Origin of the sequence: Ruegeria sp. (assembly GCF_965221235.1) — a bacterium.
Classification (GTDB): domain Bacteria; phylum Pseudomonadota; class Alphaproteobacteria; order Rhodobacterales; family Rhodobacteraceae; genus Ruegeria.
The window spans coordinates 2,526,965-2,549,827 of record NZ_CBDCRS010000004.1 but is presented as its reverse complement, the minus strand read 5'-3'; the positions used below and the strand labels follow the sequence as shown (position 1 = coordinate 2,549,827).

General features: G+C 59.2%; 25 protein-coding genes and 1 riboswitch. Of the genes, 10 read left to right on the top strand and 15 right to left on the bottom strand.

All coding sequences use genetic code 11. From position 1 onward, the window contains the following. Window positions 1-217: 217 nt before the first annotated feature. Window positions 218-1,894, bottom strand: a complete 1,677-nt coding sequence (rpsA, locus tag ACOQOY_RS16030; protein ID WP_039532111.1) for a 30S ribosomal protein S1 — start codon at window positions 1,892-1,894, stop codon at window positions 218-220. A gap of 349 nt (window positions 1,895-2,243) precedes the next feature. On the opposite strand from rpsA, the gene ACOQOY_RS16025 reads away from it, so the two are divergent. Next, on the top strand, window positions 2,244-2,651 hold the full coding sequence (locus ACOQOY_RS16025) for a hypothetical protein (protein WP_420586361.1): 408 nt from the start codon (window positions 2,244-2,246) through the stop codon (window positions 2,649-2,651). A gap of 13 nt (window positions 2,652-2,664) precedes the next feature. On the opposite strand, the gene ACOQOY_RS16020 is transcribed toward ACOQOY_RS16025, so the two are convergent. After that, window positions 2,665-3,189, bottom strand: a complete 525-nt coding sequence (locus ACOQOY_RS16020; protein WP_420586360.1) for a hypothetical protein — start codon at window positions 3,187-3,189, stop codon at window positions 2,665-2,667. A 218-nt stretch (window positions 3,190-3,407) separates the two neighbouring features. Here ACOQOY_RS16020 and ACOQOY_RS16015 point away from each other — a divergent pair, with 218 nt between their 5' ends. Further along, a complete protein-coding gene (locus ACOQOY_RS16015) occupies window positions 3,408-3,887 on the top strand; it encodes a YHS domain-containing (seleno)protein (RefSeq protein ID WP_420586359.1) in 480 nt (159 codons plus the stop codon). Between the two features lie 17 nt (window positions 3,888-3,904). On the opposite strand, the gene ACOQOY_RS16010 is transcribed toward ACOQOY_RS16015, so the two are convergent. From ACOQOY_RS16010 to miaB, 10 genes are all read right to left on the bottom strand, one after another. Then, window positions 3,905-4,522: a (d)CMP kinase gene (locus tag ACOQOY_RS16010; protein ID WP_420586358.1), complete on the bottom strand. Its 618-nt coding sequence runs from the start codon at window positions 4,520-4,522 to the stop codon at window positions 3,905-3,907. Then, window positions 4,519-5,865 (bottom strand): 3-phosphoshikimate 1-carboxyvinyltransferase, encoded by a 1,347-nt coding sequence (aroA, locus tag ACOQOY_RS16005; protein WP_420586357.1) that lies wholly within the window; start codon window positions 5,863-5,865, stop codon window positions 4,519-4,521. Before aroA ends, ACOQOY_RS16010 begins: the two co-directional genes overlap by 4 nt. A gap of 68 nt (window positions 5,866-5,933) precedes the next feature. After that, window positions 5,934-6,644, bottom strand: a complete 711-nt coding sequence (trmB, locus tag ACOQOY_RS16000) for a tRNA (guanine(46)-N(7))-methyltransferase TrmB (RefSeq protein ID WP_420586356.1) — start codon at window positions 6,642-6,644, stop codon at window positions 5,934-5,936. 130 nt (window positions 6,645-6,774) lie between these two features. Beyond that, a complete protein-coding gene (gene metK, locus ACOQOY_RS15995; protein ID WP_420586355.1) occupies window positions 6,775-7,956 on the bottom strand; it encodes a methionine adenosyltransferase in 1,182 nt (393 codons plus the stop codon). Between the two features lie 5 nt (window positions 7,957-7,961). Further along, a riboswitch (SAM-SAH riboswitch) is annotated at window positions 7,962-8,010 on the bottom strand. A 42-nt stretch (window positions 8,011-8,052) separates the two neighbouring features. Continuing rightward, complete coding sequence (gene lnt, locus ACOQOY_RS15990) at window positions 8,053-9,549, bottom strand: apolipoprotein N-acyltransferase (RefSeq protein ID WP_420586354.1); 1,497 nt, start codon at window positions 9,547-9,549, stop codon at window positions 8,053-8,055. Next, window positions 9,546-10,427: a hemolysin family protein gene (locus tag ACOQOY_RS15985; RefSeq protein WP_420586353.1), complete on the bottom strand. Its 882-nt coding sequence runs from the start codon at window positions 10,425-10,427 to the stop codon at window positions 9,546-9,548. The genes lnt and ACOQOY_RS15985 overlap by 4 nt, the downstream gene beginning before the upstream one ends. 35 nt (window positions 10,428-10,462) lie before the next feature. Beyond that, window positions 10,463-10,957 carry an rRNA maturation RNase YbeY gene (ybeY, locus tag ACOQOY_RS15980; protein ID WP_420586352.1) on the bottom strand — a complete coding sequence of 165 codons (495 nt, stop codon included), beginning with the start codon at window positions 10,955-10,957 and terminating at the stop codon, window positions 10,463-10,465. Window positions 10,958-10,990: 33 nt separating this feature from the next. Next, window positions 10,991-12,013: a PhoH family protein gene (locus tag ACOQOY_RS15975; RefSeq protein ID WP_420586351.1), complete on the bottom strand. Its 1,023-nt coding sequence runs from the start codon at window positions 12,011-12,013 to the stop codon at window positions 10,991-10,993. A gap of 121 nt (window positions 12,014-12,134) precedes the next feature. Further along, window positions 12,135-12,899 (bottom strand): outer membrane protein, encoded by a 765-nt coding sequence (locus ACOQOY_RS15970; protein WP_420586350.1) that lies wholly within the window; start codon window positions 12,897-12,899, stop codon window positions 12,135-12,137. A 184-nt stretch (window positions 12,900-13,083) separates the two neighbouring features. Continuing rightward, the gene (gene miaB, locus ACOQOY_RS15965) at window positions 13,084-14,403 is read right to left on the bottom strand and encodes a tRNA (N6-isopentenyl adenosine(37)-C2)-methylthiotransferase MiaB (protein WP_420586349.1); all 1,320 of its coding nucleotides are present in this window, start codon (window positions 14,401-14,403) and stop codon (window positions 13,084-13,086) included. Between the two features lie 120 nt (window positions 14,404-14,523). Between miaB and ACOQOY_RS15960 the strand changes: the two genes are divergently transcribed. After that, the gene (locus tag ACOQOY_RS15960) at window positions 14,524-15,387 is read left to right on the top strand and encodes a hypothetical protein (RefSeq protein WP_420586348.1); all 864 of its coding nucleotides are present in this window, start codon (window positions 14,524-14,526) and stop codon (window positions 15,385-15,387) included. 6 nt (window positions 15,388-15,393) lie between these two features. Here ACOQOY_RS15960 and ACOQOY_RS15955 read toward each other — a convergent pair whose 3' ends face one another. Together ACOQOY_RS15955 and irrA are read right to left on the bottom strand one after the other, a co-directional pair. After that, window positions 15,394-16,191: a phytanoyl-CoA dioxygenase family protein gene (locus tag ACOQOY_RS15955; protein WP_420586347.1), complete on the bottom strand. Its 798-nt coding sequence runs from the start codon at window positions 16,189-16,191 to the stop codon at window positions 15,394-15,396. A 146-nt stretch (window positions 16,192-16,337) separates the two neighbouring features. Next, window positions 16,338-16,754 carry an iron response transcriptional regulator IrrA gene (irrA, locus tag ACOQOY_RS15950; protein ID WP_420586346.1) on the bottom strand — a complete coding sequence of 139 codons (417 nt, stop codon included), beginning with the start codon at window positions 16,752-16,754 and terminating at the stop codon, window positions 16,338-16,340. 187 nt (window positions 16,755-16,941) lie between these two features. On the opposite strand from irrA, the gene fabA reads away from it, so the two are divergent. The 4 genes from fabA to ACOQOY_RS15930 are packed head-to-tail and all read left to right on the top strand — an operon-like array spanning window position 16,942 to window position 19,770. Beyond that, window positions 16,942-17,451 carry a bifunctional 3-hydroxydecanoyl-ACP dehydratase/trans-2-decenoyl-ACP isomerase gene (gene fabA / locus ACOQOY_RS15945; protein ID WP_420586345.1) on the top strand — a complete coding sequence of 170 codons (510 nt, stop codon included), beginning with the start codon at window positions 16,942-16,944 and terminating at the stop codon, window positions 17,449-17,451. 47 nt (window positions 17,452-17,498) lie between these two features. Beyond that, window positions 17,499-18,728 (top strand): beta-ketoacyl-ACP synthase I, encoded by a 1,230-nt coding sequence (gene fabB, locus ACOQOY_RS15940; protein WP_420586344.1) that lies wholly within the window; start codon window positions 17,499-17,501, stop codon window positions 18,726-18,728. Window positions 18,729-18,733: 5 nt separating this feature from the next. After that, window positions 18,734-19,525, top strand: coding sequence for an enoyl-ACP reductase FabI (locus ACOQOY_RS15935; RefSeq protein ID WP_420586343.1), 792 nt, complete (start codon window positions 18,734-18,736; stop codon window positions 19,523-19,525). Between the two features lie 59 nt (window positions 19,526-19,584). Then, the gene (locus ACOQOY_RS15930; protein WP_420586342.1) at window positions 19,585-19,770 is read left to right on the top strand and encodes a hypothetical protein; all 186 of its coding nucleotides are present in this window, start codon (window positions 19,585-19,587) and stop codon (window positions 19,768-19,770) included. A gap of 23 nt (window positions 19,771-19,793) precedes the next feature. Here ACOQOY_RS15930 and ACOQOY_RS15925 read toward each other — a convergent pair whose 3' ends face one another. After that, window positions 19,794-20,222 carry an FKBP-type peptidyl-prolyl cis-trans isomerase gene (locus ACOQOY_RS15925; RefSeq protein ID WP_420586341.1) on the bottom strand — a complete coding sequence of 143 codons (429 nt, stop codon included), beginning with the start codon at window positions 20,220-20,222 and terminating at the stop codon, window positions 19,794-19,796. A gap of 127 nt (window positions 20,223-20,349) precedes the next feature. Between ACOQOY_RS15925 and ACOQOY_RS15920 the strand changes: the two genes are divergently transcribed. From ACOQOY_RS15920 to ACOQOY_RS15910, 3 genes are read left to right on the top strand one after another with little or no spacing between them, the layout of a single operon-like run. After that, window positions 20,350-21,036: a haloacid dehalogenase type II gene (locus ACOQOY_RS15920; protein ID WP_420586340.1), complete on the top strand. Its 687-nt coding sequence runs from the start codon at window positions 20,350-20,352 to the stop codon at window positions 21,034-21,036. Then, on the top strand, window positions 21,036-21,863 hold the full coding sequence (locus ACOQOY_RS15915; RefSeq protein ID WP_420586339.1) for an alpha/beta fold hydrolase: 828 nt from the start codon (window positions 21,036-21,038) through the stop codon (window positions 21,861-21,863). The genes ACOQOY_RS15920 and ACOQOY_RS15915 overlap by 1 nt, the downstream gene beginning before the upstream one ends. Then, entirely contained in the window at window positions 21,860-22,834 is a 975-nt protein-coding gene (locus tag ACOQOY_RS15910; protein WP_420586338.1) for a threonine ammonia-lyase, read from the top strand. Before ACOQOY_RS15915 ends, ACOQOY_RS15910 begins: the two co-directional genes overlap by 4 nt. The last annotated feature ends 29 nt before the right edge of the window (window positions 22,835-22,863 follow it).

Genomic DNA, 22,863 nt, shown 5'->3' with positions numbered 1-22,863 from the left:
AGGAAAAAACCCGGATCGGGGGAACGACAACTCTTTGTGCAAACCCTTCATTTTACTGCTAACTCGCGCAATTTTTTGCTTGGAGGGGTGATTTGAGCGCGTAATGCGTGAACGCCAGATGAATAAAGCCCGGAAAACGGAACATATTGATTCGCAACAAAAACGGCCCCGCGCGTCTGCACGGGGCCGTAAAATCGGTTTGGACTGATGCCTAAGCTTAGTCGCCGGACTTCAGCGCGGCACCCAGAATGTCGCCCAGCGATGCGCCCGAGTCGGAAGAACCGTACTGTTCCACGGCCTCTTTCTCTTCGGCGATCTCGCGTGCCTTGATCGACAGGCCCAGACGACGGGTCTTGCTGTCAACATTGGTGACGCGGACGTCGACCTTGTCACCGACCGAGAAACGCTCGGGGCGCTGCTCAGCACGGTCACGCGACAGGTCCGAACGACGGATGAACGACTTCATGCCTTCGTACTCGACCTCAATGCCGCCATCTTCGATTGCGGTGACCTCAACGGTGATGACCGAGCCACGCTTCACGCCGCCCACGGCTTCGGCGAACTTGTCACCGCCCAGGGCTTTGATCGACAGCGAGATACGCTCTTTTTCGACGTCAACTTCCGAAACGACGGCCGAAACCATATCGCCTTTGCGGTAGTTCTGGATCGCATCCTCGCCACGCTCGTCCCAGGACAGGTCCGACAGGTGAACCATGCCGTCGATGTCGCCTTCGAGGCCAATGAACAGACCGAATTCGGTGATGTTCTTGACTTCGCCTTCGACCTCGGTGCCCTCGGGGTGTGTTTCTGCAAACACTTCCCACGGGTTGCGCTGAGTCTGCTTCAGGCCCAGAGACACGCGACGCTTGGCGCCGTCGATTTCCAGAACCATGACGTCGACTTCCTGGCTGGTCGAAACGATCTTGCCGGGGTGGACGTTTTTCTTGGTCCAGGACATCTCGGACACGTGCACCAGACCTTCGACACCGGCTTCCAGCTCGACGAACGCGCCGTAGTCGGTGATGTTGGTGACGCGACCCTGATGGACCGAGCCCAGCGGGTATTTCGCAGCAACCAGATCCCACGGATCTTCCTGCAGCTGCTTCATGCCAAGGCTGATGCGGTGGGTCTCTTTGTTGATCTTGATGACCTGAACCTTGATGGTTTCGCCGATCGTCAGGATCTCGGACGGGTGGTTCACACGGCGCCATGCCATGTCGGTGACGTGCAGCAGGCCGTCAACGCCGCCCAGGTCAACAAATGCACCATATTCGGTGATGTTCTTGACAACACCCTCGACGGTCTGACCTTCGGACAGGTTGCCGATAACTTCGGCACGCTGTTCGGCACGCGATTCTTCCAGGATAGCGCGGCGCGACACAACGATGTTGCCACGGCGGCGGTCCATTTTCAGGATCTGGAACGGCTGCTTCAGACCCATCAGCGGGCCAGCGTCGCGCACGGGGCGCACGTCAACCTGCGAACCGGGCAGGAACGCAACTGCGCCACCCAGATCGACGGTGAAGCCACCTTTGACACGACCAAAGATAGCACCTTCGACGCGCTGGTCGTCGGCATATGCTTTTTCCAGACGGTCCCATGCCTCTTCACGGCGGGCCATCTCGCGCGAGATGACGGCTTCGCCACGGGCGTTTTCTGCGGCGCGCAGGTAAACTTCGACCTCGTCGCCTACAGCGATTTCAGGGGCTTCGCCGGGATTTGCGAATTCTTTCAGATCAACGCGGCCTTCCATTTTGTAGCCTACGTCGATGATGGCTTGGCCGGCTTCGATCGCCAGAACCTTACCTTTGACAACAGAACCCTCTTCGGGCGTGTCCATTTCGAAGCTTTCATTCAGGAGGGCTTCGAATTCCTCCATGGATGCGTTAGCCATGTGGCGTTGTTTTCCTTTACATACGTTTTTGCTGGCCGAGCGGTTGTCTCCGCCGGTCTTGTTTCATGGTGTCTTCAGGCGTGACCCGGAGCGCATCTGACTACACAAACACAAAGGGCCGAGGTAACCCGGCCCTGCTCAGATACGTCATCCGGACGTTAACCGCCCTTGTTAAGACGGGTGCTCTATAGCGGGTTGGCTGCTGCCCCGCAAGTCCAAAGCATTTAGGGCGAAAAACAGGATCAAAGCCGCCGACCTCACATTCCGTTGAACTTACTGCGGTCCGGTTGCGCCTGTGGTATCAGCGCGGCACCAGTGGTTCAGGCAGACAAAGCAGAGGCGTCAGATCATGGAAGAGTTCAACCTCATCGTTGCGCAGCAGCCCCAGTGGATTCAGGTCTGGATGAATATTCTAAGCTTTGGGGCCTTTGCACTGCCTATCTCTCTGCTGATCTGGCGGCAAACGCGTCTTACGGCAATCATCACCGTGCTGGGCAGCGTTCTGGCCGGAATGGGTGTTCTGTTTGTCTTCAACCAGCTGGGATATGTGCGCCTGATGGGGCTGGGCCATGCCGTATTCTGGACGCCGCTTGCCTACTACCTGTTCCGGCAACAGGCCCGTAACGATATGCCCGTCGCCCCAAAATGGATCATTCGAGTCGTCTTGTTGACCATCGCCATTTCACTGGCCTTCGACTATGTCGACGTGATCCGGTACCTGCTGGGTGATCGAACGCCGGTTCCTTTACCGGCGTGAACCGCAAAAGACGTCAGATCTCCTCACCCTTCTTCAACAATTCCTCGATCAGTTGACGCTGAAGGTTACCGCTGTCGCCGCCACCGAACTCATGCGCCCCGCCAGAGTAGAGCGACCCGTAGGTCTTGGCGATATTCACAGTTTGCGCTAACCCCGAGATCAGCTGATCCTTTTCCAGCAACGACAGCGGGTGAATGAAGGCAGCCCACAGCGTACCGTTGGCAATCGCGTAACGTGCATCCAGCGTGGTGTCGAAATTTGCCTGCATCATACGGCGCATGTCTTCGGCGGTCAGCCCTTCGGCGCTGCGGATAGGAACCATCGCGCGCATCCGGTCGGCGTTTTGGTCGGTGATCACCAGCACTGGCACATCAGAAACGACCAATTGGAACCCCGGGCCCTGCGGTTGTGCATCGGGATCGAGTGCAAAGAGGATCTTGCCCAAACGTTCGTAATCCATTGGTGGCTCGGTCTCGGGAGCCTCCTGGGCCGCCAAACTTCCGGCCAGAAAAATCAGCATTAGGGCTAATCGGATCATTGCGTCTCTCCTGCAAGCTATGCCCCAAGCATAGGAATGCCTCGCCGCGCTGACCAAACAAAGCTTGGTGAGGTCTGTTTCCGGCGCGCCCGCAGCTTTGAACGATCTGCAAGGTTTGCCGTCCTGACGATCATAGCCCGTTCAGAACCCGCCCCCTAGCTTTGGTTCAGCGGTTGGCAGACAGGCCAGCCCATCCCTGAACATGAAAGGAAAATACAATGAAATCTCTGGTTCTGAGCACCCTGATCGCCACCCTGCCCCTGATCGCGGCACCGGCCTTTGCGGCGGATGAGATCAACGTCTCGAACGGTATCTCGGCAGCTGGCGCACCGCTGGCCGCACATGGGGTCGATCTGGTGGCACTGGTGCAGGATGGCAATCCGGTTGAAGGCTTCGCGACCCACTCCTCAACCTATGACGGCGCATCTTACTATTTCACCAGCGCTGCGAACCTCGAAGCGTTTGAGGCCAACCCCGCCGCTTATCTGCCCCAGCATGGTGGGTTCTGTTCGTTCGGCGTGTCGGTCGGCAAAAAGTTCGATGGCGACCCGGATCAATATCTGGTCGCGGATGGCAAGCTGTACCTGTTCCTGAACGCTGAAACCCGCGCCGCATTCCTGAAGGATGTGACCGGCACGGCAAAAACCGCTGACGATCAATGGGCCAAGATCGAAAGCATCGCGGTTGGCGAGCTGTGACCCTATTGCCCGCGGCGTCAGAACGTCGCGGGCCGTTTCCGCTCAACAAGGGCCAATGCCTGCGCCAACGCGGCGTCGGCGTTTAAATCCGAAGTGTCCAGCAACACGGCGTCTTCGGCCGGCTTCATCGGCGCAGTCGCACGTTCGGCATCCCGAGCATCGCGTTCGCGCACATCTGCCAGCACTTGATCACGGGTTACGTCCGCGCCCTTTGCACTAAGTTCCAGATACCGGCGTTCCGCACGCACCTCAGCACTGGCGGTGACGAACAGCTTTACCTCGGCTTCGGGGCAGATCACCGTTCCGATATCGCGCCCATCCAGCACCGCGCCCCCGGCCCGACGGGCAAAGGCGCGCTGGAAATCCACCAGCGCGGCGCGCACTTCGGGGATCACGGCCACTTTCGACGCCGCCTGCGCAATCTCGGCGGTCCGCAGATCACCCTGCTCAAGTTCTTCGGCGGTCAGAACCTGCGCCGCTTCGATCGGCGCGGTTCCGTCCAGCGTCCGACGACCCACCGCGCGGTACAGCAATCCGGTATCCAGATGCGCAAAGCCGAAATGCGCCGCAATCCCTTTCGAGATCGTCCCCTTGCCAGCCGCCGCAGGTCCGTCGATGGCAACCGTAAAGCTCATGTGCGCTCGACCTTAGCGCCCAGTGAGGCCATCAGAGGCTCGAAGATCGGGAAGGAGGTGGCAATCGGGCCGCCATCGTCAACCGAGACAGGGGTTTTGGCGCCCATGCCCATTACCATGAAGGACATGGCGATCCGGTGGTCCAGAAAGCTTTCGCAGGTGCCGCCTCCGGGAACGTTGCCGATGCCCAGCCCTTCGACCGACCACCAGTCTTCGCCCTCATCCACGGTCACACCATTGGCGCGCAGACCTTTGGCCATCGCGTCAATCCGGTCACTTTCCTTGACCCGCAGCTCTTTGACGCCGCCCATCATCGTGGTGCCGGTCGCGTTGGCCGCAACCACAGACAGCACCGGGTATTCGTCAATCATCGAGGCCGCGCGTTCAGGCGGGACTTTGATCCCCTTCATGTTCGGCGAGTATTTCGCGCGCAGATCGGCAACAGGCTCACCACCCTCCTCGCGTTCGTTCTCATAGGTCAGATCCGCACCCATCTCACGCAGGGTGGTGAACAGCCCCGCGCGGGTCGGGTTCAGGCCGATGCCCGGCACCAATACGTCCGAGCCGGGCGTGACCAGCGCCGCGCAGACCGGGAAAGCCGCGCTGGACGGGTCGCGTGGCACCGCGATGACCTGCGGTTTCAACTCGGGGCGACCGGTCAGAGTGATCACCCGCCCCTCATCTGTATCCTCGACGGTGATTTCTGCACCGAACCCTGCCAACATCCGCTCGGAGTGGTCACGGGTGGCTTCTTTCTCGACCACCACAGTCTTGCCCGGCGCGTTCAGACCGGCCAGCAACACTGCGGATTTCACCTGCGCCGACGGCACCGGAACCTCATAACGGACCGGCACCGGCTCAGCCGCGCCCACGATGGTCATCGGCAAACGCCCGCCCGAGCGCCCCACCGACTGCGTACCAAACAATGCCAGCGGGTCAGTGACCCGAGCCATCGGTCGTTTGTTCAAGCTGGCGTCCCCCGTAAAGGTCGCCGTGATCGGAGACGTCGCCATCGCGCCCATGATCAACCGCACGCCGGTGCCCGAATTGCCGCAGTCAATCACCTGATCCGGCTCGGCAAAGCCGCCAACGCCCACGCCATAAACCGTCCATTCGCCATCGCCGTGATCGGTCACTTCGGCCCCGAAGGCGCGCATCGCCTTGGCGGTGTCCAGAACATCCTCACCTTCCAGCAAGCCCGAGATCTTGGTCTCACCCACGGCCATCGCGCCCAGGATCAGCGACCGGTGCGAGATCGACTTGTCGCCCGGCACCTCGGCGGTGCCGGTCAGCGGGCCGCAGGGATGCGAGGTCATCGGGATGGGCGTGCCGTGTCCGGACATGGGGGCTCCTGTTTTCGCTATCAGTTCAAGGCGGATTAGCGAATTGGGGCCAGATGGTCCAGCGGCAATCAGTCTTTACGGCGGAAGGTCAGGTAATGCGGCGTGCGCCCTTCTCGCAGGGCTTTCTGTTCATAGCGCGTGGAAATCCAGTCACCCCAAGGCTCGCGCCAATCCGCCGGGCGCTCGGCCAGCCATTCAAAGCCTGCGCGCGGCACCTCTTCCAAAGTCTGGCGAACATAATCGGGAATATCAGTCGCGACACGGAAGATCGATCCCGGTTTCAACGCGCGCGCCAGCGGTTCCAGATGCTCAGGCGTTACAAAGCGCCGACGGTGATGCCGCGTTTTGGGCCACGGGTCGGGATAAAGCAGAAATGCACGCGAGATGCTGGCCTCGGGCAACACATCGAACAGGTCACGGGCATCGCCCGGGTGCACGGCAAGGTTCTCGACCCCGGCTTGGCGAATCTTGCCCAGCAGCATGGCGACGCCGTTGATATAGGGCTCGGCCCCGATGATGCCGATATCGGGGTTACTGGCGGCCTGATGCACCAAGTGTTCACCGCCGCCAAACCCAACCTCAAGCCAGACATCCTTGCCGCCAAACAGCGCATCCAAGTCCAACGGGTGGCGTTCAGGATTACTCTCCCAATCCACAGCGCCCGGCGACAAAGCGTCGAGGTCTTCATTCAGATACGTCTTTTGACTGGGCTTGAGGGTTTTGCCCTTGAAGCGGCCATAGAAGTTTCTGCGGGGGCGTTGGGGTGTCTGGGTGCTCATGGCGCTGCCCATACTGCGCAAGCGCGGATGAGGCAAGGGGCGGTCGTGCCCGTTCACTGACCCGCCGCCCCTCAATCCGTTTTCGAAGAATAGAGCGCGCCCGCACGGGCGCACTTTTTAGTAGCCGAATTTAGACCGCCGCTTTCAAGGCGTCGATCAGATCGGTACGTTCCCAGCTAAAGCCCCCGTCCGCATCCGGCTCGCGCCCGAAATGGCCATAGGCCGCTGTGCGCTGATAAATCGGCTTGTTCATCTCCAGATGCTCGCGAATGCCACGAGGGGTCAGATCCATGACCTCTCCTACGGCCTTTTCGATCTGGGCATCCGACACCTGTCCGGTGCCATAGGTCTCGGCATAGATCGACAGCGGTTTGGACACACCAATCGCATAGCTCAACTGAATGGTGCAGCGTTCGGCCATGCCCGCCGCAACCACGTTCTTGGCCAGATAGCGCGCAGCATAAGCGGCCGAGCGGTCCACTTTGGTCGGGTCTTTGCCCGAGAACGCACCGCCACCATGCGGCGCGGCGCCACCATAGGTGTCCACGATGATCTTGCGGCCTGTCAGGCCTGCATCGCCATCGGGGCCTCCGATCACGAATTTGCCGGTCGGGTTCACGTGCCACTCAGTTTCGGCACTCAACCAACCATCAGGCAGAGTTTCGCGAATATAGGGCTCAACAATGGCGCGGATGTCGTCCGAGGTCAGCGCCTCGTCCAGATGCTGAGTCGACAGCACGACCGAGCTGACGCCAACCGGCTTGCCATCGCGATAGTTAACCGACAGCTGCGATTTCGCGTCCGGGCCCAGCGCAGGCTCGGTGCCGTTCTTCCGAACCTCGGCCAGACGCCGCAGAATTGCGTGCGAATACTGGATCGGCGCAGGCATCAGCGCAGGGGTTTCGGTGGTCGCATAGCCGAACATGATGCCCTGATCACCAGCACCCTCGTCCTTGTTATCCGACGCATCCACACCTTGCGCAATATGCGCGGACTGCTCATGCAGCAGGTTCGTCACCTCGACGGTTTCGTGGTGGAATTTGTCCTGCTCGTAGCCGATATCCTTGATACAGGCGCGCGCGATCTCGTCGATGCGGCCCATATAGTCGTGCAGCTTATCCTGATCCGACAGGCCAACCTCGCCACCGATCACAACGCGGTTCGTCGTGGCAAAGGTTTCACAAGCCACCCGCGCTTCGGGTTCTTCGTTCAGAAATGCGTCAAGGACGGCATCGGAAATCCGGTCACAGACCTTGTCCGGGTGCCCCTCGGAAACGGACTCCGAGGTAAATGTATAGTTCTGTCGGGACATGAAAGTGCTCCATTAAGATTTCCCCATCACGCCAGGAAGCCGTTGTGACAGGCACCCGTTGGGATACGCTCACAGAAAAACAGGGTCAATCGGTAATTAAGCGTTCCCCCGGCGGGCGGTGCGCCAAAGTAGCGCAAACAGGAACAATAATAGACCAAAGACCGGAATATCCCCCATTCGCGCATAAACGGTTGACGCCAGCGGCGCGGGCAATTTTGCGTCAATGAACCCCGCCTGCCCTAATGGCAGCGACTCTGTGATGCGACCCAAAGGGTCGATCATCGCTGAAACACCGGTATTGGCCGCGCGCATCATAGGCAGGCCTTGCTCAATCGCCCGCATCTGCGCCTGAGCCAGATGCTGATATGGGCCGGATCGGGTTCCGAACCACGCATCATTGGTAACCTGCAACAGAAAATCAGCCCGCCCAGGGGCCGACAGAACATCCTGCGTAAACACCGCCTCGTAACAGATCAGCGGCAACGCCTTGCCCAGCTTGCCCGCATCCATAAGTGCCGCGCCCGGGCCAGAGCTGAACCCGTGGCCCGCCGTTGTGGCCATGCCGTGAATACCAAACTTTGCCATGAGATTTCCGAAAGGCACGTACTCGCCAAATGGCGCAAGGTGATGCTTGTCGTACAATCCCTGCTGCTGACCATCCTCATTCAGGTAGATCATCGAGTTATAGATACGCGGCCCGTCCCCGCGCTGAATACCCAGAAAAACCGGCGTTCCCTGTGCGGCGTCGGCGACAACATCCAGATAGGGCTGGGCGCTTCCCAACCATGCAGGGATCGAAGTTTCCGGCCAGACAATCAGATCGGGCCGAGGTTGCGCGGCGGTAAATTCGACCTGCCGGGCAAAGAACAGCGGTGCATAATCGGGATCCCATTTCTGGTGCTGTGGCGCGTTGGGCTGGATCAGGCGCACGACATGGTCGGTTTCGGTAATGGTCGGACGTATGGCGGCAAAGCCAAGCGCCAGACACGCGGCTCCAACCGTCAGGCCAAGCGGCAGGGCAAAGTCCCTGCGCTGCGTCATAGCCGCACCCAAGGGCAACGTGGCCAACAGCGTCAGCGCACCCAAACCATAGGGCCCGAACAACGCCATAAGCTGCGCCACCGAAGAGCCAACCCAGACCTGAGCCAGACCGGCCCATGGAAACCCGGTCAGAACATATCCTCGAGCACATTCCGCCAGAGCAATGGCCACAGCCAGAAACACCGCTTGAGCGACAGCGTTTTGACCCGGTCGTCGCGCAACCCAAAAAGCCAGCGCCCAGAACAGTGCCAGCCCGCCTGCCATGAAGATTAAAGCAAACGGCGCCATCCAAGCATGTCGTTCAGCATCAACGAAAAACGGCTCGACAATCCAGCTGAGCCCATGGGCGAAATACCCGGTGGCAAAGGCCCAACCCAGCCACGCAGCCCGGCCACGCGTTTCCGTCGACAGAAAGAGCGGTGCCAAAAGAAGCAGCGCGACCAGCGTGGCACCCCATACACCAAATGGCGCGAGGCCAAAGGCCGCCACAGCCCCCAAAAGCGCCGCCAGCAGGAACCTCAGCCAAAATGGCCAACCCTGAGCTGGGTTCATGCAACAAGGTCCGGCAACATGACACGCAGTCTTTTGATCCGGCGCGGGTCAGCGTCGATCACCTCGAACTCCGGCCCTTCGGGATGCAGAACGACTTCACCCCGCGCAGGTACGCGGCCAGACAGCATAAAGACCAGACCGCCCAGCGTGTCGATCTCTTCCTCGTCCACGTCCTCATGGCTGGTCAGCGAACGCCCGATCTCGGCCTCGAACTCTTCCAGCGGGACACGGGCCTGTACGATGTAGCAGCCGGGTTTTTCCTGAAGCCACAGCTGGCTTTCGTCGGCATCGTGTTCATCGGCGATCTCACCGACAACCTGTTCGATCAGGTCTTCGATGGTCACCAACCCGTCGACACCGCCGTATTCGTCGATCACCAGCGCCATGTGACGACGCTCGGTCTGCATCTTGGTCATCAACACGCCAATTGGCATCGAGGGCGGTACGAACAGCAATGTCCGCAGCATTGAGACCAGATCAAACTCGGTCGATCCGCCGTTAAAGCCATGCGTCAGGGCAAAATCCTTGAGGTGTACGAACCCCAACGGGGTATCCAGCGTCCCCTCATAGACCGGAATCCGCGACAAACCGCTTTCGCGGAACAACTGCGCCAGTTCATCCTTGGTGATGGTCGAAGGGACCGAGACGATCTCGGCCGTCGGTATGGCCACGTCCTCAACCCGCATCCGGCGCAGGTTGATCATTCCACGGGGTTGCATCTTGTCAACCTCATGCCCATTGGCCTCGTGAACCTCATCCTCGCCCTGAGACGAGAACGCATCCACTATTCGAGAAAAAAATCCGGCTTTTTCTTTTTCACCGCCGTCCTCGGGTTGCGCGCTCTGCGCCGCCATAGAACTGCCGTCTGTATCGCCCATAATCCTGTTCCAAATAATCGGCCACCGAGGCCTGTCTACACATTATATGGGTCATCAATACCCAGTTTGCCAAGTATATCGACTTCGACAGCTTCCATCAAAGTGGCGTCGGGGTCACGAATGTGATCAAAACCCAGCAAATGCAATGTTCCGTGAATGATCAGGTGCGTGACGTGATCATCCATGGGTTTCCCGGCCTCTTCAGCCTCGCGCGCGCACGTTTCATAGGCAATCGCGATGTCACCCAGTGCGATTTCTCCGGTAAAGTCAGGCTCGGCCTGCGCCGGGGGCTCACCCGGCTGATCGGCGGCCAAGTCTTCGGCGGGCCAGCTGAGCACATTGGTCGGCGCAGGCTTTTCCCGAAACTCGGCGTTCAGTTCGGCGATCCGGGCATCGTCGCAGGCCAACAGGCTGATCTCGCACAGGTCCGCATCCAGATCGCAATGATCCAGAACCGCCTGAATGGCCCGCGCGGCCAGAGGCTCCAGCCCCTGCCAGCGCGCATCTTCAATTGTCAGTTCAAGGTTCATATCACCATGCCCAAAGCCCGCGGCCCCGGACGATCACCCCGTCTCGCGGCCTGAGTCGGCCTCATACGCTTCGATGATGGCGGCGACAAGCGGGTGGCGCACCACGTCTTTTGAGGTGAAATAGTTAAAGCTGATATTCGGGATCGTCTTCAGAAGACGTTCCGCATCCGCCAGCCCCGATTGCACCCCGCGCGGCAGATCGACCTGAGAACGGTCGCCGGTGATAACCATGCGGCTGCCCTCACCCAGTCGGGTCAGGAACATCTTCATCTGCATGGTCGTGGCGTTCTGCGCCTCATCCAGCACAACGAAGGCATTGGCCAACGTCCGCCCGCGCATGAAGGCCAAAGGTGCGATTTCGATTCGCTTTTCCTCGATCAGCTTGGCCAGCTGCTTGCCCGGCAAGAAATCATTCAGCGCATCATAGAGCGGCTGCATGTAGGGATCGACCTTGTCCTTCATGTCGCCCGGCAGATAGCCCAGCTTCTCTCCGGCCTCGACCGCTGGACGGCTGAGGATGATCCGGTCCACATGCCCGCCGATGAACATCGAGACACCAACGGCCACGGCCAAATAAGTCTTACCGGTCCCCGCAGGGCCAATCCCAAATGCGAGTTCATTGTTGAACAGTGACTGGACATAAGCCTTTTGCGCATCGGTGCGCGGCTCGACCAGCTTTTTGCGGGTCTTAATCTCGACCGTGCCACCCTTGAACATTTCAAGCTGATCGCCGTCGCGGCTGCCGGTTCCTTGCTCGGATCCGCCCATGCGCAGCTCGCGGTCAACATCCGCGGCTTCCACATCTCGACCGCCTTCCAGGCGGGTGTAGAGCGCCTGCAAAACCTCGATGGCCTGTTTTTGCGAATCCTCGTCGCCCATCACGACAAGCTGGTTGCCGCGGCGCACGATCTGGACGGACAGCTTTTGTTCGATATCGGTCAGATTGCGGTCATATTCACCACAAAGATCAATCAACAACCGGTTGTCGGGGAATTCAACAAATGCCTCACGCTGGGGCATATCATCTTGCGGTGGGGTCAGGGCACCGATGGCCAATCCGTTCTCCTGTCTTGGCGTTTCATCCTGAGCGTGACAACAATTTCTGGTGGGCGCAAGCCACAGATTCAATTTTTCCGAAACGGATGGTAAAAGCGCCGAAAGACCCAGCGTTCTGAGTTTAGAACGTGTAGTTCAGCCCGAATCTCAAAGCCTGATAGCGCGGCGTGGATTTTGTCGAAAAGCCGTTCGAAAAAACAACGTCTTCCGAGTCGAACTGCACATATTCATACTCACCGGTAATCGACCAGTTGTCGCTTAACCTGTGCTCTGCACCAATACTGGCGGAAAATCCCTGGCGGTGATCATTTTCTTCAAACGGCTGCGTGTTGCCACCAGCAGTGAGACTGGAGGATGTACGCACATCCCCGCGGACAAGTCCGGCTGAAACAAAATACAGAGTCGAGCCGCTTTTGTTGGTCAGACCGTTGCGAAAACGAACCGACAGGACGTTCGAAACCTCTGAACTTCCGGTTACGGTGGTGCCTCCGATCTGGCTCGTGACTTCGTCGTCTAGCGAACCGAAATCATAGCCTAATTCAAAACCATAGACGTAATCGCGACCGCCCTTGGCCGGAACGACACCGCGCCAGCCACCTCGGATGCCACCATAGCTGCCGTTTAGATCCAGTTCGCCCAGCCCGAAAACGCCGGCAGGTGTTCTGAGCCCGAAACGGTCAGTGCCGTCGGTCGCATATCCACCGCTTAGACCCAGATAGAAGGCACTGACATCACTGCCAAAACGCTGAGGGGTGACAACAGGAGGGTCAGAAAGGCCCTGATCAAGATTCCCTGCAACTGTTGCGCTTGAGAATATGGAACTCAGCACCAAAACCGACAGAGCAAACAGGCCGTTAGGCCTATGACAACGTTTCTGAAAATCCACTCGCACCCTCCATCGTCCTGACCGATTTGTTCAGGTCGGCACAGATTCGTTTTCTTAGGCACCCAAAACGCGAGCCCCGCAAAAATCTGGCCTCTCTCGGACCATAGAACCAAGTGATAAATCAAGGGTAAATTTTGGAAACATACGCCAGTTGTGACGTTTACAACCGCTGGGGCGCGACTTCTCAGACCAGCGCGCCCGCCAAAGAGTTCGCGCCGGAATCAGTGATCAAAACTTCTCGCAGATCACCGACCGCAACGTCAGCTTCAGACACATGGACCGAGTGCAGATATTCGGATTTTCCAACCATCTGACCCGGCAACCGTCCGGTTTTCTCAAACAGCACCCGCACCTTGCGACCCACCATCGCGTCCTGAATTTCCCGCTGATGCTGGGTGATCAAGGCCTGAAGGCGTTGCAGACGCTCATCCGCTGCCGCGGGGTCAACCTGAGGCCGCTCTGCCGCTGGCGTTCCGGGGCGGGTCGAGTATTTGAAGGAATAGGCGTACCCGTATTTGACCTGCTCGACCAAATCCATCGTCGCCTGAAAATCCTCGTCGGTTTCTTCGGGGAAACCGACGATGAAATCGCCCGACATCACAATATCGGGACGCGCGGCCCGGATGCGCTCAATCAGCCGCAGATAGCTATCGGCGGTATGGCTACGGTTCATCCGTTTGAGGATTCGGTCCGAGCCAGATTGCACCGGCAGGTGCAGATAAGGCATCAGCTTGTCACAAGTTCCATGCGCCTCGATCAGGTCATCAGCCATGTCATTGGGGTGCGAAGTGGTAAAGCGGATACGCTCCAGCCCATCGACCTTGTTCAACTCCCAGATCAAACCAGCCAGCGTCATGTCGCCGTTCGCGCCCGCGCCGTGATAGGCGTTGACGTTCTGACCCAGCAGAGTGATCTCGCGCACGCCGCGTTCGACCAGGTCCTGCGCCTCGCGAATAATGCGATCGGCCGGGCGGCTGACTTCGACACCTCGGGTATAGGGTACCACGCAGAAGGCACAGAACTTGTCGCAGCCCTCCTGCACGGTCAGAAACGCCGTCGGGCCGCGTTTGGCCTTGGGGCGGTTCTTGAGTTTCTCGAACTTGTCTTCCTCAGGGAAATCCGTGTCCAGCGCCTTGGCACCGGTGCGCGTCTTTGCCTCCATCTCGGGCAGGCGGTGATAGCTTTGTGGCCCGACAACCAGATCGACCAGCGGCTGGCGGCGCATGATCTCTTCGCCCTCGGCCTGCGCTACACATCCCGCAACGCCGATCTTCAGATCAGGCTTTTCCGCCTTCAAACCCTTGAAGCGACCCAGCTCAGAGTAGACCTTTTCAGCAGCCTTTTCCCGGATATGGCAAGTGTTCAACAGAATCATATCCGCGTCATCGGGGCTTTGCGTTTCGACATAGCCCTGCCCGCCCAGCGTCTCGGACATGCGTTCGCTGTCATAGACGTTCATCTGGCAACCATAGGTTTTGATGTACAGCTTTTTGGGTTCTGACATGAGTATGGCCTTTGGATTCGCGGGATCGGCGTCGTCTATACCTTACGAACGCTGCTTGCAATGCCGAGGCGGATACCCGATTTTGGCCGCAGATTCCAGCCAAGTGGAACCAGACAGGCAATGCGATACGACTCTCTTGATAATTTCCTAAGTGCGGGCAAATCCGCCCTTTCCAAAGGTCCGGTCGCGCTGATCTTTGTCGAAGACATGGTCGAGGTTGAAAGCACCCTCCGGCACCACCTGCAACTAGGGTTCAAATCGGTGGTCGCCCTCATGCCACCAGAGTTTGAACTGGACCCCGAGCTTTCGGATCGCATCCATCGCGTCAACCTGAGCTGTGTCCCCGGTGCCATCGTATTCGACACAATCAACAGGATCATTCAGGCCGAGCCCGGTATCTGGATGTATTACTGCTACAACGCCGAATATCTGTTCTTTCCGTTTTGCGAGACCCGTACGGTCGGAGAGTTGCTTGCCTTCCATACCGAGGAACGCCGGGACGCGATGCTGAGTCATGTCATCGACCTCTATGCCGATGACCTGAACGCCTTTCCAAATGGAGTCGCCCCGGATCGCGCGATGCTGGACAGCACGGGATACTACGCACACACCCGCCATAACGCCGAGGGCCACCCGGTCGAGCGGCAGTTGGACATGTCCGGCGGTCTGCGCTGGCGGTTCGAGGATCACATCCCATATGAGCGCCGCCGTATCGACCGGATCGCCCTGTTCAAAACCAGCAAAGGGTTGGAACTGAGCCCCGATCACACCTTCAACGAGCCAGAGTACAACACTTATTCCTGCCCGTGGCACCACAATATGACCGCCGCCATATGCTCATTCCGTGCCGCCAAGGCGTTGAAGACCAACGCAGGGTCCACCTTTGACATCCCTAGTTTCTGTTGGAAAAACTCAGTTCCGTTTCAGTGGACGTCCGGTCAGTTGCTAGATCTGGGGCTGATCGAATCAGGGCAGTGGTTCTGAACGCCCCTAGCGCTGCAATAGCACCGGGAACCAATCTTCGCGCAAACGCTGGCCGGGGGTCATGTCATGCCCCGGAAACGGCGGAGACGTGCGACCCGGACGCTCCACATAGCGCGCGTCATCGCCGACCAGACGCAGCGAAAACGCCCGGCGGCGGCTGTCGGAATGGTTGCCGCGCGCACCATGCAGCGTGCGATAGTTGAAAGCTACGGCATCGCCCGGCTCCATCTCAAACTCGACGACCCTCATGCCTTCGGCATCCGGGTCCGGGATCGGTATGTACTGACCTTCGTCAGGAAAGAACCCTTCTTCCGAAACCCAGCGGGTCGGCAGCACCTCTTTCTCCCACCGATGCGACCCGGCCACGCAGCGCAGCGTGGCTTGTTTCACCGGATCCAGCGGCGACCAGAAGCTGATGGTCTGCCGACCTTCAACAAAGTAGTACGGCCCGTCCTGATGCCACGGGGTTGCCATCGAGGTTCCCGGTTCCTTGACCAGCACATGGTCGTGGAACATCTGCACGCTCTGCGATTGCATCAGATCGGCCGCAACTTCAGCCGCCGGAGAGGTCTCGATCACCTCGCGAAACTGAGGAATACGGGTCCAGTTGCAGTAGTCGTCAAAGAACAGACCGGTTTGGCCTTCTTTTTTGTTGTCCGACGCAAAAGGACCCGGTTCGTCCATGTTCACAGCAACCCCCTCGCGCAGGGTATCGACGTGATCCGCAAACAGCCCTTTGATCAGCACAACACCGTCTTGCTGATAGGTGTCGATCATCTCTTGCGTGACCAGAGGGTGTGTCATGTCAGTCTCCGTGCCTTGGGGTTGCGCGATCTGCTCATGAGACGGCCCTCTGTTCAAGCGATATCTTTCTAGGGCGCACTTACCGGGCGCATTCGCCCGCAAAACGGCGTACACCAATGCGCGCTGACCAAACTAATGAGGTGATGTTACTTCTTGCGCAGACGGATCACGACATCAACTGACGCGATCTCGACCCCTTCGGGCGCTTCCGGAAGGCGCTGAATCACCAGCTGGTCCGATGGCGCATCGCTCAAGCGGCCTTCGTCTTCCCAGAAGAAATGCGGATGATCATGCGTATTGGTGTCGAAATAGCTTTTCGACCCGTCCACCGTGATTTCCTGCAACACGCCTGCCTCGCAAAATGCGCGCAGAGTGTTGTAAACAGTGGCCAGAGACACGGCATCGCCATTCGTCTTTGCCGCCTCAAACAGGCTTTCCGCCGTGACATGGCGGTGACGACCATCACCCACCAGCAATTCGGCCAAGGCCACGCGCTGACGCGTTGGACGCAAACCTGCGTCAACTAACCAATTCGTGGCTATGTTCTGGCTATTAGGCGTCATGAATCCGAAACCTGTTCTCTGCTCAGCTATATATAAGGGCGATGGTCATGCAATTTCAAATGAAATTCATTCGCAAACTATAGGCTGAACACAACATGATGTGGCCCACTGCTCTTGCAGGACCTTGCATACGGGTGCTAGGTGAGGCCAGATATATAAACAGACCCCTGGCAGGAGAGGCGGCAGAATGGCCCAATTCCCGAGCAGCTTTGACAAGGACGATCTGCTGAAATGCGCCCGTGGCGAGTTATTCGGCCCCGGAAACGCGCAATTGCCCGCCCCGCCGATGCTGATGATGGACCGCATCACCGATATTTCGGGCGACGGCGGCGAACATGGCAAAGGCCATGTTGTGGCTGAATTCGATATCACGCCCGATCTGTGGTTCTTTGACTGCCATTTCCCCGGCAACCCGATCATGCCCGGCTGTCTGGGTCTGGACGGTCTGTGGCAGCTCACCGGGTTCAACTTGGGCTGGCGCGGCTGGCAGGGGCGCGGATATGCGCTGGGCGTGGGTGAGGTCAAACTGACCGGAATGGTGCGCCCCGACCGCAAGATGCTGACATACTACGTCAACTTCACCAAGGCCGTGCAAACCCGCCGCCTGACCATGGGCGTGGCCGATGGCCGGGTCGAAGCGGATGGCGAAGTGATCTATCAGGTCAAGGACATGAAGGTTGCATTGTCCGAAAGCTGACCCCAGCTGAGGACACGCAAAAGGGAACGGAACACAGGAGTACGCATATGCGTCGCGTCGTCGTCACCGGTTTGGGGATCGTCTCCTCGATCGGGAACAATGCCGAAGAGGTTCTTGCCTCGCTCAAAGCAGGCAAATCCGGCATCGAGGCCAACGAACAGATGGTCGAACATGGCTTCCGCAGCCAGATCGCCGGAACGCTCAAGATTGACGTGGCCGAGCATGTGGACAAGCGCACCCTGCGCTTTATGGGTCCGGGCGCGGCCTATGCGCATATCGCCATGAGCCAGGCGATTGCGGATTCGGGCCTGACCGAGGAACAGGTGGTCAACCCGCGCACCGGCCTGGTGGCCGGGTCCGGTGGCCCATCGACCAGCGCCATGCTGACGGCACATCAGACAGTACTGAAAACCGGCGCGACCAAGCGGATTGGGCCGTTTGCCGTGCCGAAATGCATGTGCTCGACGATTTCTGCGAACTTGGCGACCGCGTTCAAGATCAAGGGCATTAACTATTCGATCACCTCGGCCTGCTCGACCTCGCTGCACTGCATCGGCAACGCAGCCGAACAGATCATGCTGGGCAAGCAGGACGTGATGTTTGCAGGTGGTGGCGAAGAGCTGGACTGGACCCTGTCCTGCCTGTTCGACGCGATGGGCGCGATGTCGTCAAAATACAATGACACGCCCGAGAAAGCTTCGCGCGCATTCGACGAAAACCGCGACGGGTTCGTGATTTCCGGCGGCGGCGGCATCGTCGTGCTGGAAGATCTTGAGCATGCTCTTGCCCGTGGCGCGAAAATCTATGCCGAGGTCACAGGATATGCCGCCACCTCGGACGGTCATGACATGGTGGCCCCGTCGGGCGAAGGCGGCGAGCGCGCGATGCGTCTGGCGCTGGCCACTGTCCCCGAAGGCCGCAAGGTCGGCTACATCAACGCCCACGGCACTTCGACCCCGGTCGGTGACGTCGGCGAAGTCGAAGCTGTCCGCCGCATTTTTGGCGAAGGCAACGTGCCGCCGATTTCATCGACCAAGTCGATGACAGGTCACGCACAGGGTGCAGCAGGCGCGCTTGAAGCGATCTTCTGCCTGCTGATGCTGGACAATGACTTTATTACTCCGTCGATCAACGTCGACACACTAGCCGAAGGCATCCTGCCCGGTGAAATTGCTACTCAAGTAGTTGAAAACGCAGGCTTGGACAGCGTGATGACCAACAGCTTCGGCTTTGGCGGCACCAACGGATCCATGGTTCTGTCCAAGTATAACGGGTGAACACGATGTCGGAACTTCTCAAGGGCAAACGCGGCCTGATCATGGGCGTGGCAAATGACCGGTCGATTGCATGGGGCATTGCCAAGGCCATGCACGAAGCGGGCGCAGAACTGGCCTTTACCTATCAGGGTGAGGCATTCGGCAAACGGCTTGAGCCTCTGGCGCAAAGCCTGGGCAGCGATTTCATGGTCGATGCGGACGTCACCGACGACGAGTCTCTGGACCGTGCGTTCAACGAACTGGGCGCGCGCTGGCCAACGATTGATTTTGTCGTCCACGCCATCGCTTATTCAGACAAATCCGAACTGACCGGCCGGTTCCTGAACACCACGCGGGCGAACTTCAAACACTCGATGGATGTGTCGGCCTATTCCTTCATCGAAGTCGCGCGCCGTGCCTATCCCCTGATGCAGGAGAATGGCGGTTCGTTGCTGACCCTGACTTATCAGGGATCGAATCGCGTTGTGCCGAATTACAACGTGATGGGTGTCGCCAAGGCGGCGCTGGAATCGGCAACGCGCTATCTGGCCAACGATCTGGGCCCCGACGGCATCCGCGTCAACGCCATCTCACCCGGACCGATGAAAACGCTGGCCGGGGCGGCCATCGGTGGCGCTCGCAAGACCTACAAGTTCTGCGATCAGAACGCACCGATGCGCGCGAATGCAACATTGGAAGCGGTCGGTGGCACAGCGGTTTACCTGACCTCGGATGCCGGGGCCTGCACCTCGGGCGAGATCATCCGCGTTGACGGAGGCTTCCACGTTCTGGGCATGCCGCAACCCGATCACATGTGACCTGATCTTTCCCTGCCCGCGCCAAGATTTAACCATCTTTTGCAGGCAGGGATGACCGCATGAGCAAAGCTGATCAAATCGTCGCAAGCAACTCCCGGGTTTCCCGGGGCAAACAGGGTTTTCTGGGTCAACGCGGCCGTATCGCGCTGCTGGCATTGACCACGTTGCTGATGCTGTTTGTATTCTTCACACAGCCGGACGTCCGTGCGACCCTCGCAACCTGGACCAGCCTCATTTCCGGCTGATCCAATATCCCGCTGCATGGCGGTCAGTTTATCGAAACAACCTCGATATCGAAAATCAGGTCCTTCCCTGCCAGGGGATGATTCGCGTCCAGCGTGACGGTTGCTTCATCCACTTCGACCACGGTCACAGGCAAAGCCTGCCCATCCGGGGTTTGCATCTGTAGCTGAGTCCCAAGGTCCAGCGGAATGTCATCCGGGATGCCTTCACGCGGGATCTGCTGACGGGCCGCCGGGTTGATGGGGCCATACGCATCCACGCAGGCAATCTCGACCCGCTTTTTCTCACCCACCGTCAGACCCGGCATGGCCGTATCCAGCCCGGGGATGATCTGGCCCGACCCGACCACGAATTCCAGCGGGTCGCGTCCTTCGGAACTGTCGAACACGTTGCCGTCCATCAGCGTTCCCTTGTAGTGGATGCGAACCGTGTCGCCTTGTTTGATCTCGGTCATGGGTGGCCTCCGGCCGTTAGGAAAGTGAGCGGGCAACCCTAGGGGGTGACACGATATTGTAAACCCTTCCCTCTTTTTCAGTGTCAACTCTTGTGCCAACCTGCGCGCAACCAAGAGGGGAGAGCCGATGCCGATCACCACATGCGTATTCGATGCCTATGGCACGCTGTTCGATGTCGCCGCCGCCGCGCGGCAGGCTGCGGCAGAGCCCGGCTTTGAGAAATTGCAGCAGAAATGGCCGGAACTCGCCAATCATTGGCGGCTGAAGCAACTGCAATACACATGGTTGCGCGCGATCACCGATGCGCACACCGACTTCTGGGACGTGACGCAGGATGGGCTGGACTGGGCGTTAGAGGCCACCCGACTGGACAGCGATCCGACACTACGCCAACGACTTTTGGATCTGTATTGGCAATTGCAGGCCTACTCTGAGGTTCCCCAAATGCTGGCTGATCTCAAGGCCGGAGGTCTGCAAACGGCGATTCTGTCCAACGGGTCGCCGCCCATGCTGGATGGCGCGGTGCAATCCGCCGGGATTGGCGGTCTGTTGGATGACGTACTGTCGGTCGAAAGCGTCGGTGTCTTCAAGCCCCACTCCACCGTCTATGATCTGGTGCAGCAACGTTTTGGAGGCGACCGGGATGAGGTTCTGTTCGTCAGCTCAAACGGGTGGGACGCCGCCGGGGCCAGCGGCTACGGCTTTACGACCGCGTGGGTCAACCGCGCCCAAGAGCCGATGGATCGCTTGCCCTGGAGCCCGGCCCATGTTCTGTCTGACCTGACGACAATCCCGCAACTGGCCGGTCTCTAGTGGCTTTTTTCACAACCTCCGATGGCAAGCGCTTGTATTTTGAGGACACCGGAACCGGCGCCCCTGTGCTGTGCCTTGCCGGGTTGACGCGTAACAGTCAGGATTTCTCATTTCTTGCGCCGCACATTGCCGATCTGAGGATGATCACGATGGATTACCGGGGGCGTGGGCGATCGGACTTTGACCCGGATTTCATGAACTACAGTGTTCCGCGCGAGTCGCTTGATGTGATCGAACTGCTCGATCATCTGGGGCTGGACCGCGTGTCACTGATCGGCACTTCGCGCGGCGGGCTGATCGCCATGGCCCTTGCCGCCAGTTACCCGGATCGGTTATCCGCCGTGATCCTGAATGACGTCGGCCCCGTGATCGAACCCACGGGCATCGCCAAGATCATGGACTACGTCGGCCAAAAGCCGGTCGCCAAAACCTATGACGAAGCGGCACAGGCACTGCTTCAAGTGATGCGCCCGCAATTCCCCGGCGTTTCGCTGGACCGCTGGCGGCAACAGGCGGAGTTCCAATACCGGCAAACCGCCCATGGATTGTCCCTGCGCTATGACCCGGCGCTTCGCACGGCGCTGCTGAACCAAGCGGCAGAGGGTGCGGCCGTGGATTTGTGGGCACTCTTCGAAGCTCTGCGCAAAATCCCGACAGGTGTTATTCGCGGTGAGAATTCCGACCTCCTCGGCAAGGACACGCTGATGGAGATGCACGAACGGCACCCCGACCTTATATCTGCCGAAGTGCCGGATCGCGGCCATGTGCCGTTTTTGGACGAACCGCAGTCGCTGGACCTGATCCGCAACGTATTGGACACCGTATGAGCACGCTGGAAATGATCGAAGCCGCCGCCGAACGCTTGCGGGCCCATGTTCGGGAAACGCCACTACTGACCTCTCCGTTTCTGGATGAGCTGGCCGGGCGGCGTGTTCTGGTAAAGCCCGAGTGCCTGCAACATACCGGCAGTTTCAAGTTTCGCGGCGCATGGTCAGCAATTTCGGCGCTGGACGAGGCGGACCGGGCGCGCGGCGTGATCGCCTTTTCCTCGGGCAACCACGCACAGGGCGTGGCGCGGGCGGCCGCCCTACACGGAATCTCCTCTGTGATCGTCATGCCCTCGGATGCACCGCAACTGAAGATCAACAATACCCGTGCGCTGGGCGGTGAGGTTGTTCTGTATGACCGCGCCAACGAAAGCCGGGAAGAAATTGGCGAGGCTCTGGCCAGCGAACGCGGCCTGACTCTGATCCGCCCCTATGACGAACCGCAGGTGATTGCTGGTCAGGGCACAACCGGTCTGGAGATCGCCCGTCAGGCCGCCACCATGGGTGTTGAGCAGGCCGACGTTCTGATCTGTTGCGGTGGAGGCGGGCTGACCTCGGGGATCGCTCTGGCGCTTGAAGGCCACGCGCCCGGTCTGCGCGCCCGTCCGTGCGAGCCAAAAGGATTCGATGACGTGAAACGCTCGCTGGCCAGTGGTCAGATTCAGAAAAACGACGCCGCTGCGGGCAATATCTGCGACGCGATCCTGACGCCGCAACCCGGAGACGTTACCTTTCCAATTCTGAAACGCCTGTGCGGCCCGGGCCTTTCGGTCACAGAAGAAGAGGCAATGCGCGCCATGGCCCAAGCCTTTCTGCGCCTGAAAATCGTGCTGGAACCCGGGGGTGCGGTGTCGCTGGCCTCAGCGTTGTTTCGCAAGGATGAAATCGAAGGCGACGCGGTGATTGTTGTGGCATCCGGCGGCAATACGGACCCGGAAGTCTTTGGAAAAGCGCTGGAATTCCTGACCTGACATAGATCAAGAGTTGGGCCACATATATG

What these genes read in the sequence shown, in the direction of transcription:
- rpsA (WP_039532111.1), bottom strand. Translation starts at nt 1,894, where the DNA reads ATGGCTAACGCATCCATGGAGGAATTCGAAGCCCTCCTGAATGAAAGC.
- ACOQOY_RS16025 (WP_420586361.1), top strand. Translation starts at nt 2,244, where the DNA reads ATGGAAGAGTTCAACCTCATCGTTGCGCAGCAGCCCCAGTGGATTCAG.
- ACOQOY_RS16020 (WP_420586360.1), bottom strand. Translation starts at nt 3,189, where the DNA reads ATGATCCGATTAGCCCTAATGCTGATTTTTCTGGCCGGAAGTTTGGCG.
- ACOQOY_RS16015 (WP_420586359.1), top strand. Translation starts at nt 3,408, where the DNA reads ATGAAATCTCTGGTTCTGAGCACCCTGATCGCCACCCTGCCCCTGATC.
- ACOQOY_RS16010 (WP_420586358.1), bottom strand. Translation starts at nt 4,522, where the DNA reads ATGAGCTTTACGGTTGCCATCGACGGACCTGCGGCGGCTGGCAAGGGG.
- aroA (WP_420586357.1), bottom strand. Translation starts at nt 5,865, where the DNA reads ATGTCCGGACACGGCACGCCCATCCCGATGACCTCGCATCCCTGCGGC.
- trmB (WP_420586356.1), bottom strand. Translation starts at nt 6,644, where the DNA reads ATGAGCACCCAGACACCCCAACGCCCCCGCAGAAACTTCTATGGCCGC.
- metK (WP_420586355.1), bottom strand. Translation starts at nt 7,956, where the DNA reads ATGTCCCGACAGAACTATACATTTACCTCGGAGTCCGTTTCCGAGGGG.
- lnt (WP_420586354.1), bottom strand. Translation starts at nt 9,549, where the DNA reads ATGAACCCAGCTCAGGGTTGGCCATTTTGGCTGAGGTTCCTGCTGGCG.
- ACOQOY_RS15985 (WP_420586353.1), bottom strand. Translation starts at nt 10,427, where the DNA reads ATGGGCGATACAGACGGCAGTTCTATGGCGGCGCAGAGCGCGCAACCC.
- ybeY (WP_420586352.1), bottom strand. Translation starts at nt 10,957, where the DNA reads ATGAACCTTGAACTGACAATTGAAGATGCGCGCTGGCAGGGGCTGGAG.
- miaB (WP_420586349.1), bottom strand. Translation starts at nt 14,403, where the DNA reads ATGTCAGAACCCAAAAAGCTGTACATCAAAACCTATGGTTGCCAGATG.
- ACOQOY_RS15960 (WP_420586348.1), top strand. Translation starts at nt 14,524, where the DNA reads ATGCGATACGACTCTCTTGATAATTTCCTAAGTGCGGGCAAATCCGCC.
- ACOQOY_RS15955 (WP_420586347.1), bottom strand. Translation starts at nt 16,191, where the DNA reads ATGACACACCCTCTGGTCACGCAAGAGATGATCGACACCTATCAGCAA.
- irrA (WP_420586346.1), bottom strand. Translation starts at nt 16,754, where the DNA reads ATGACGCCTAATAGCCAGAACATAGCCACGAATTGGTTAGTTGACGCA.
- fabA (WP_420586345.1), top strand. Translation starts at nt 16,942, where the DNA reads ATGGCCCAATTCCCGAGCAGCTTTGACAAGGACGATCTGCTGAAATGC.
- fabB (WP_420586344.1), top strand. Translation starts at nt 17,499, where the DNA reads ATGCGTCGCGTCGTCGTCACCGGTTTGGGGATCGTCTCCTCGATCGGG.
- ACOQOY_RS15935 (WP_420586343.1), top strand. Translation starts at nt 18,734, where the DNA reads ATGTCGGAACTTCTCAAGGGCAAACGCGGCCTGATCATGGGCGTGGCA.
- ACOQOY_RS15930 (WP_420586342.1), top strand. Translation starts at nt 19,585, where the DNA reads ATGAGCAAAGCTGATCAAATCGTCGCAAGCAACTCCCGGGTTTCCCGG.
- ACOQOY_RS15925 (WP_420586341.1), bottom strand. Translation starts at nt 20,222, where the DNA reads ATGACCGAGATCAAACAAGGCGACACGGTTCGCATCCACTACAAGGGA.
- ACOQOY_RS15920 (WP_420586340.1), top strand. Translation starts at nt 20,350, where the DNA reads ATGCCGATCACCACATGCGTATTCGATGCCTATGGCACGCTGTTCGAT.
- ACOQOY_RS15910 (WP_420586338.1), top strand. Translation starts at nt 21,860, where the DNA reads ATGAGCACGCTGGAAATGATCGAAGCCGCCGCCGAACGCTTGCGGGCC.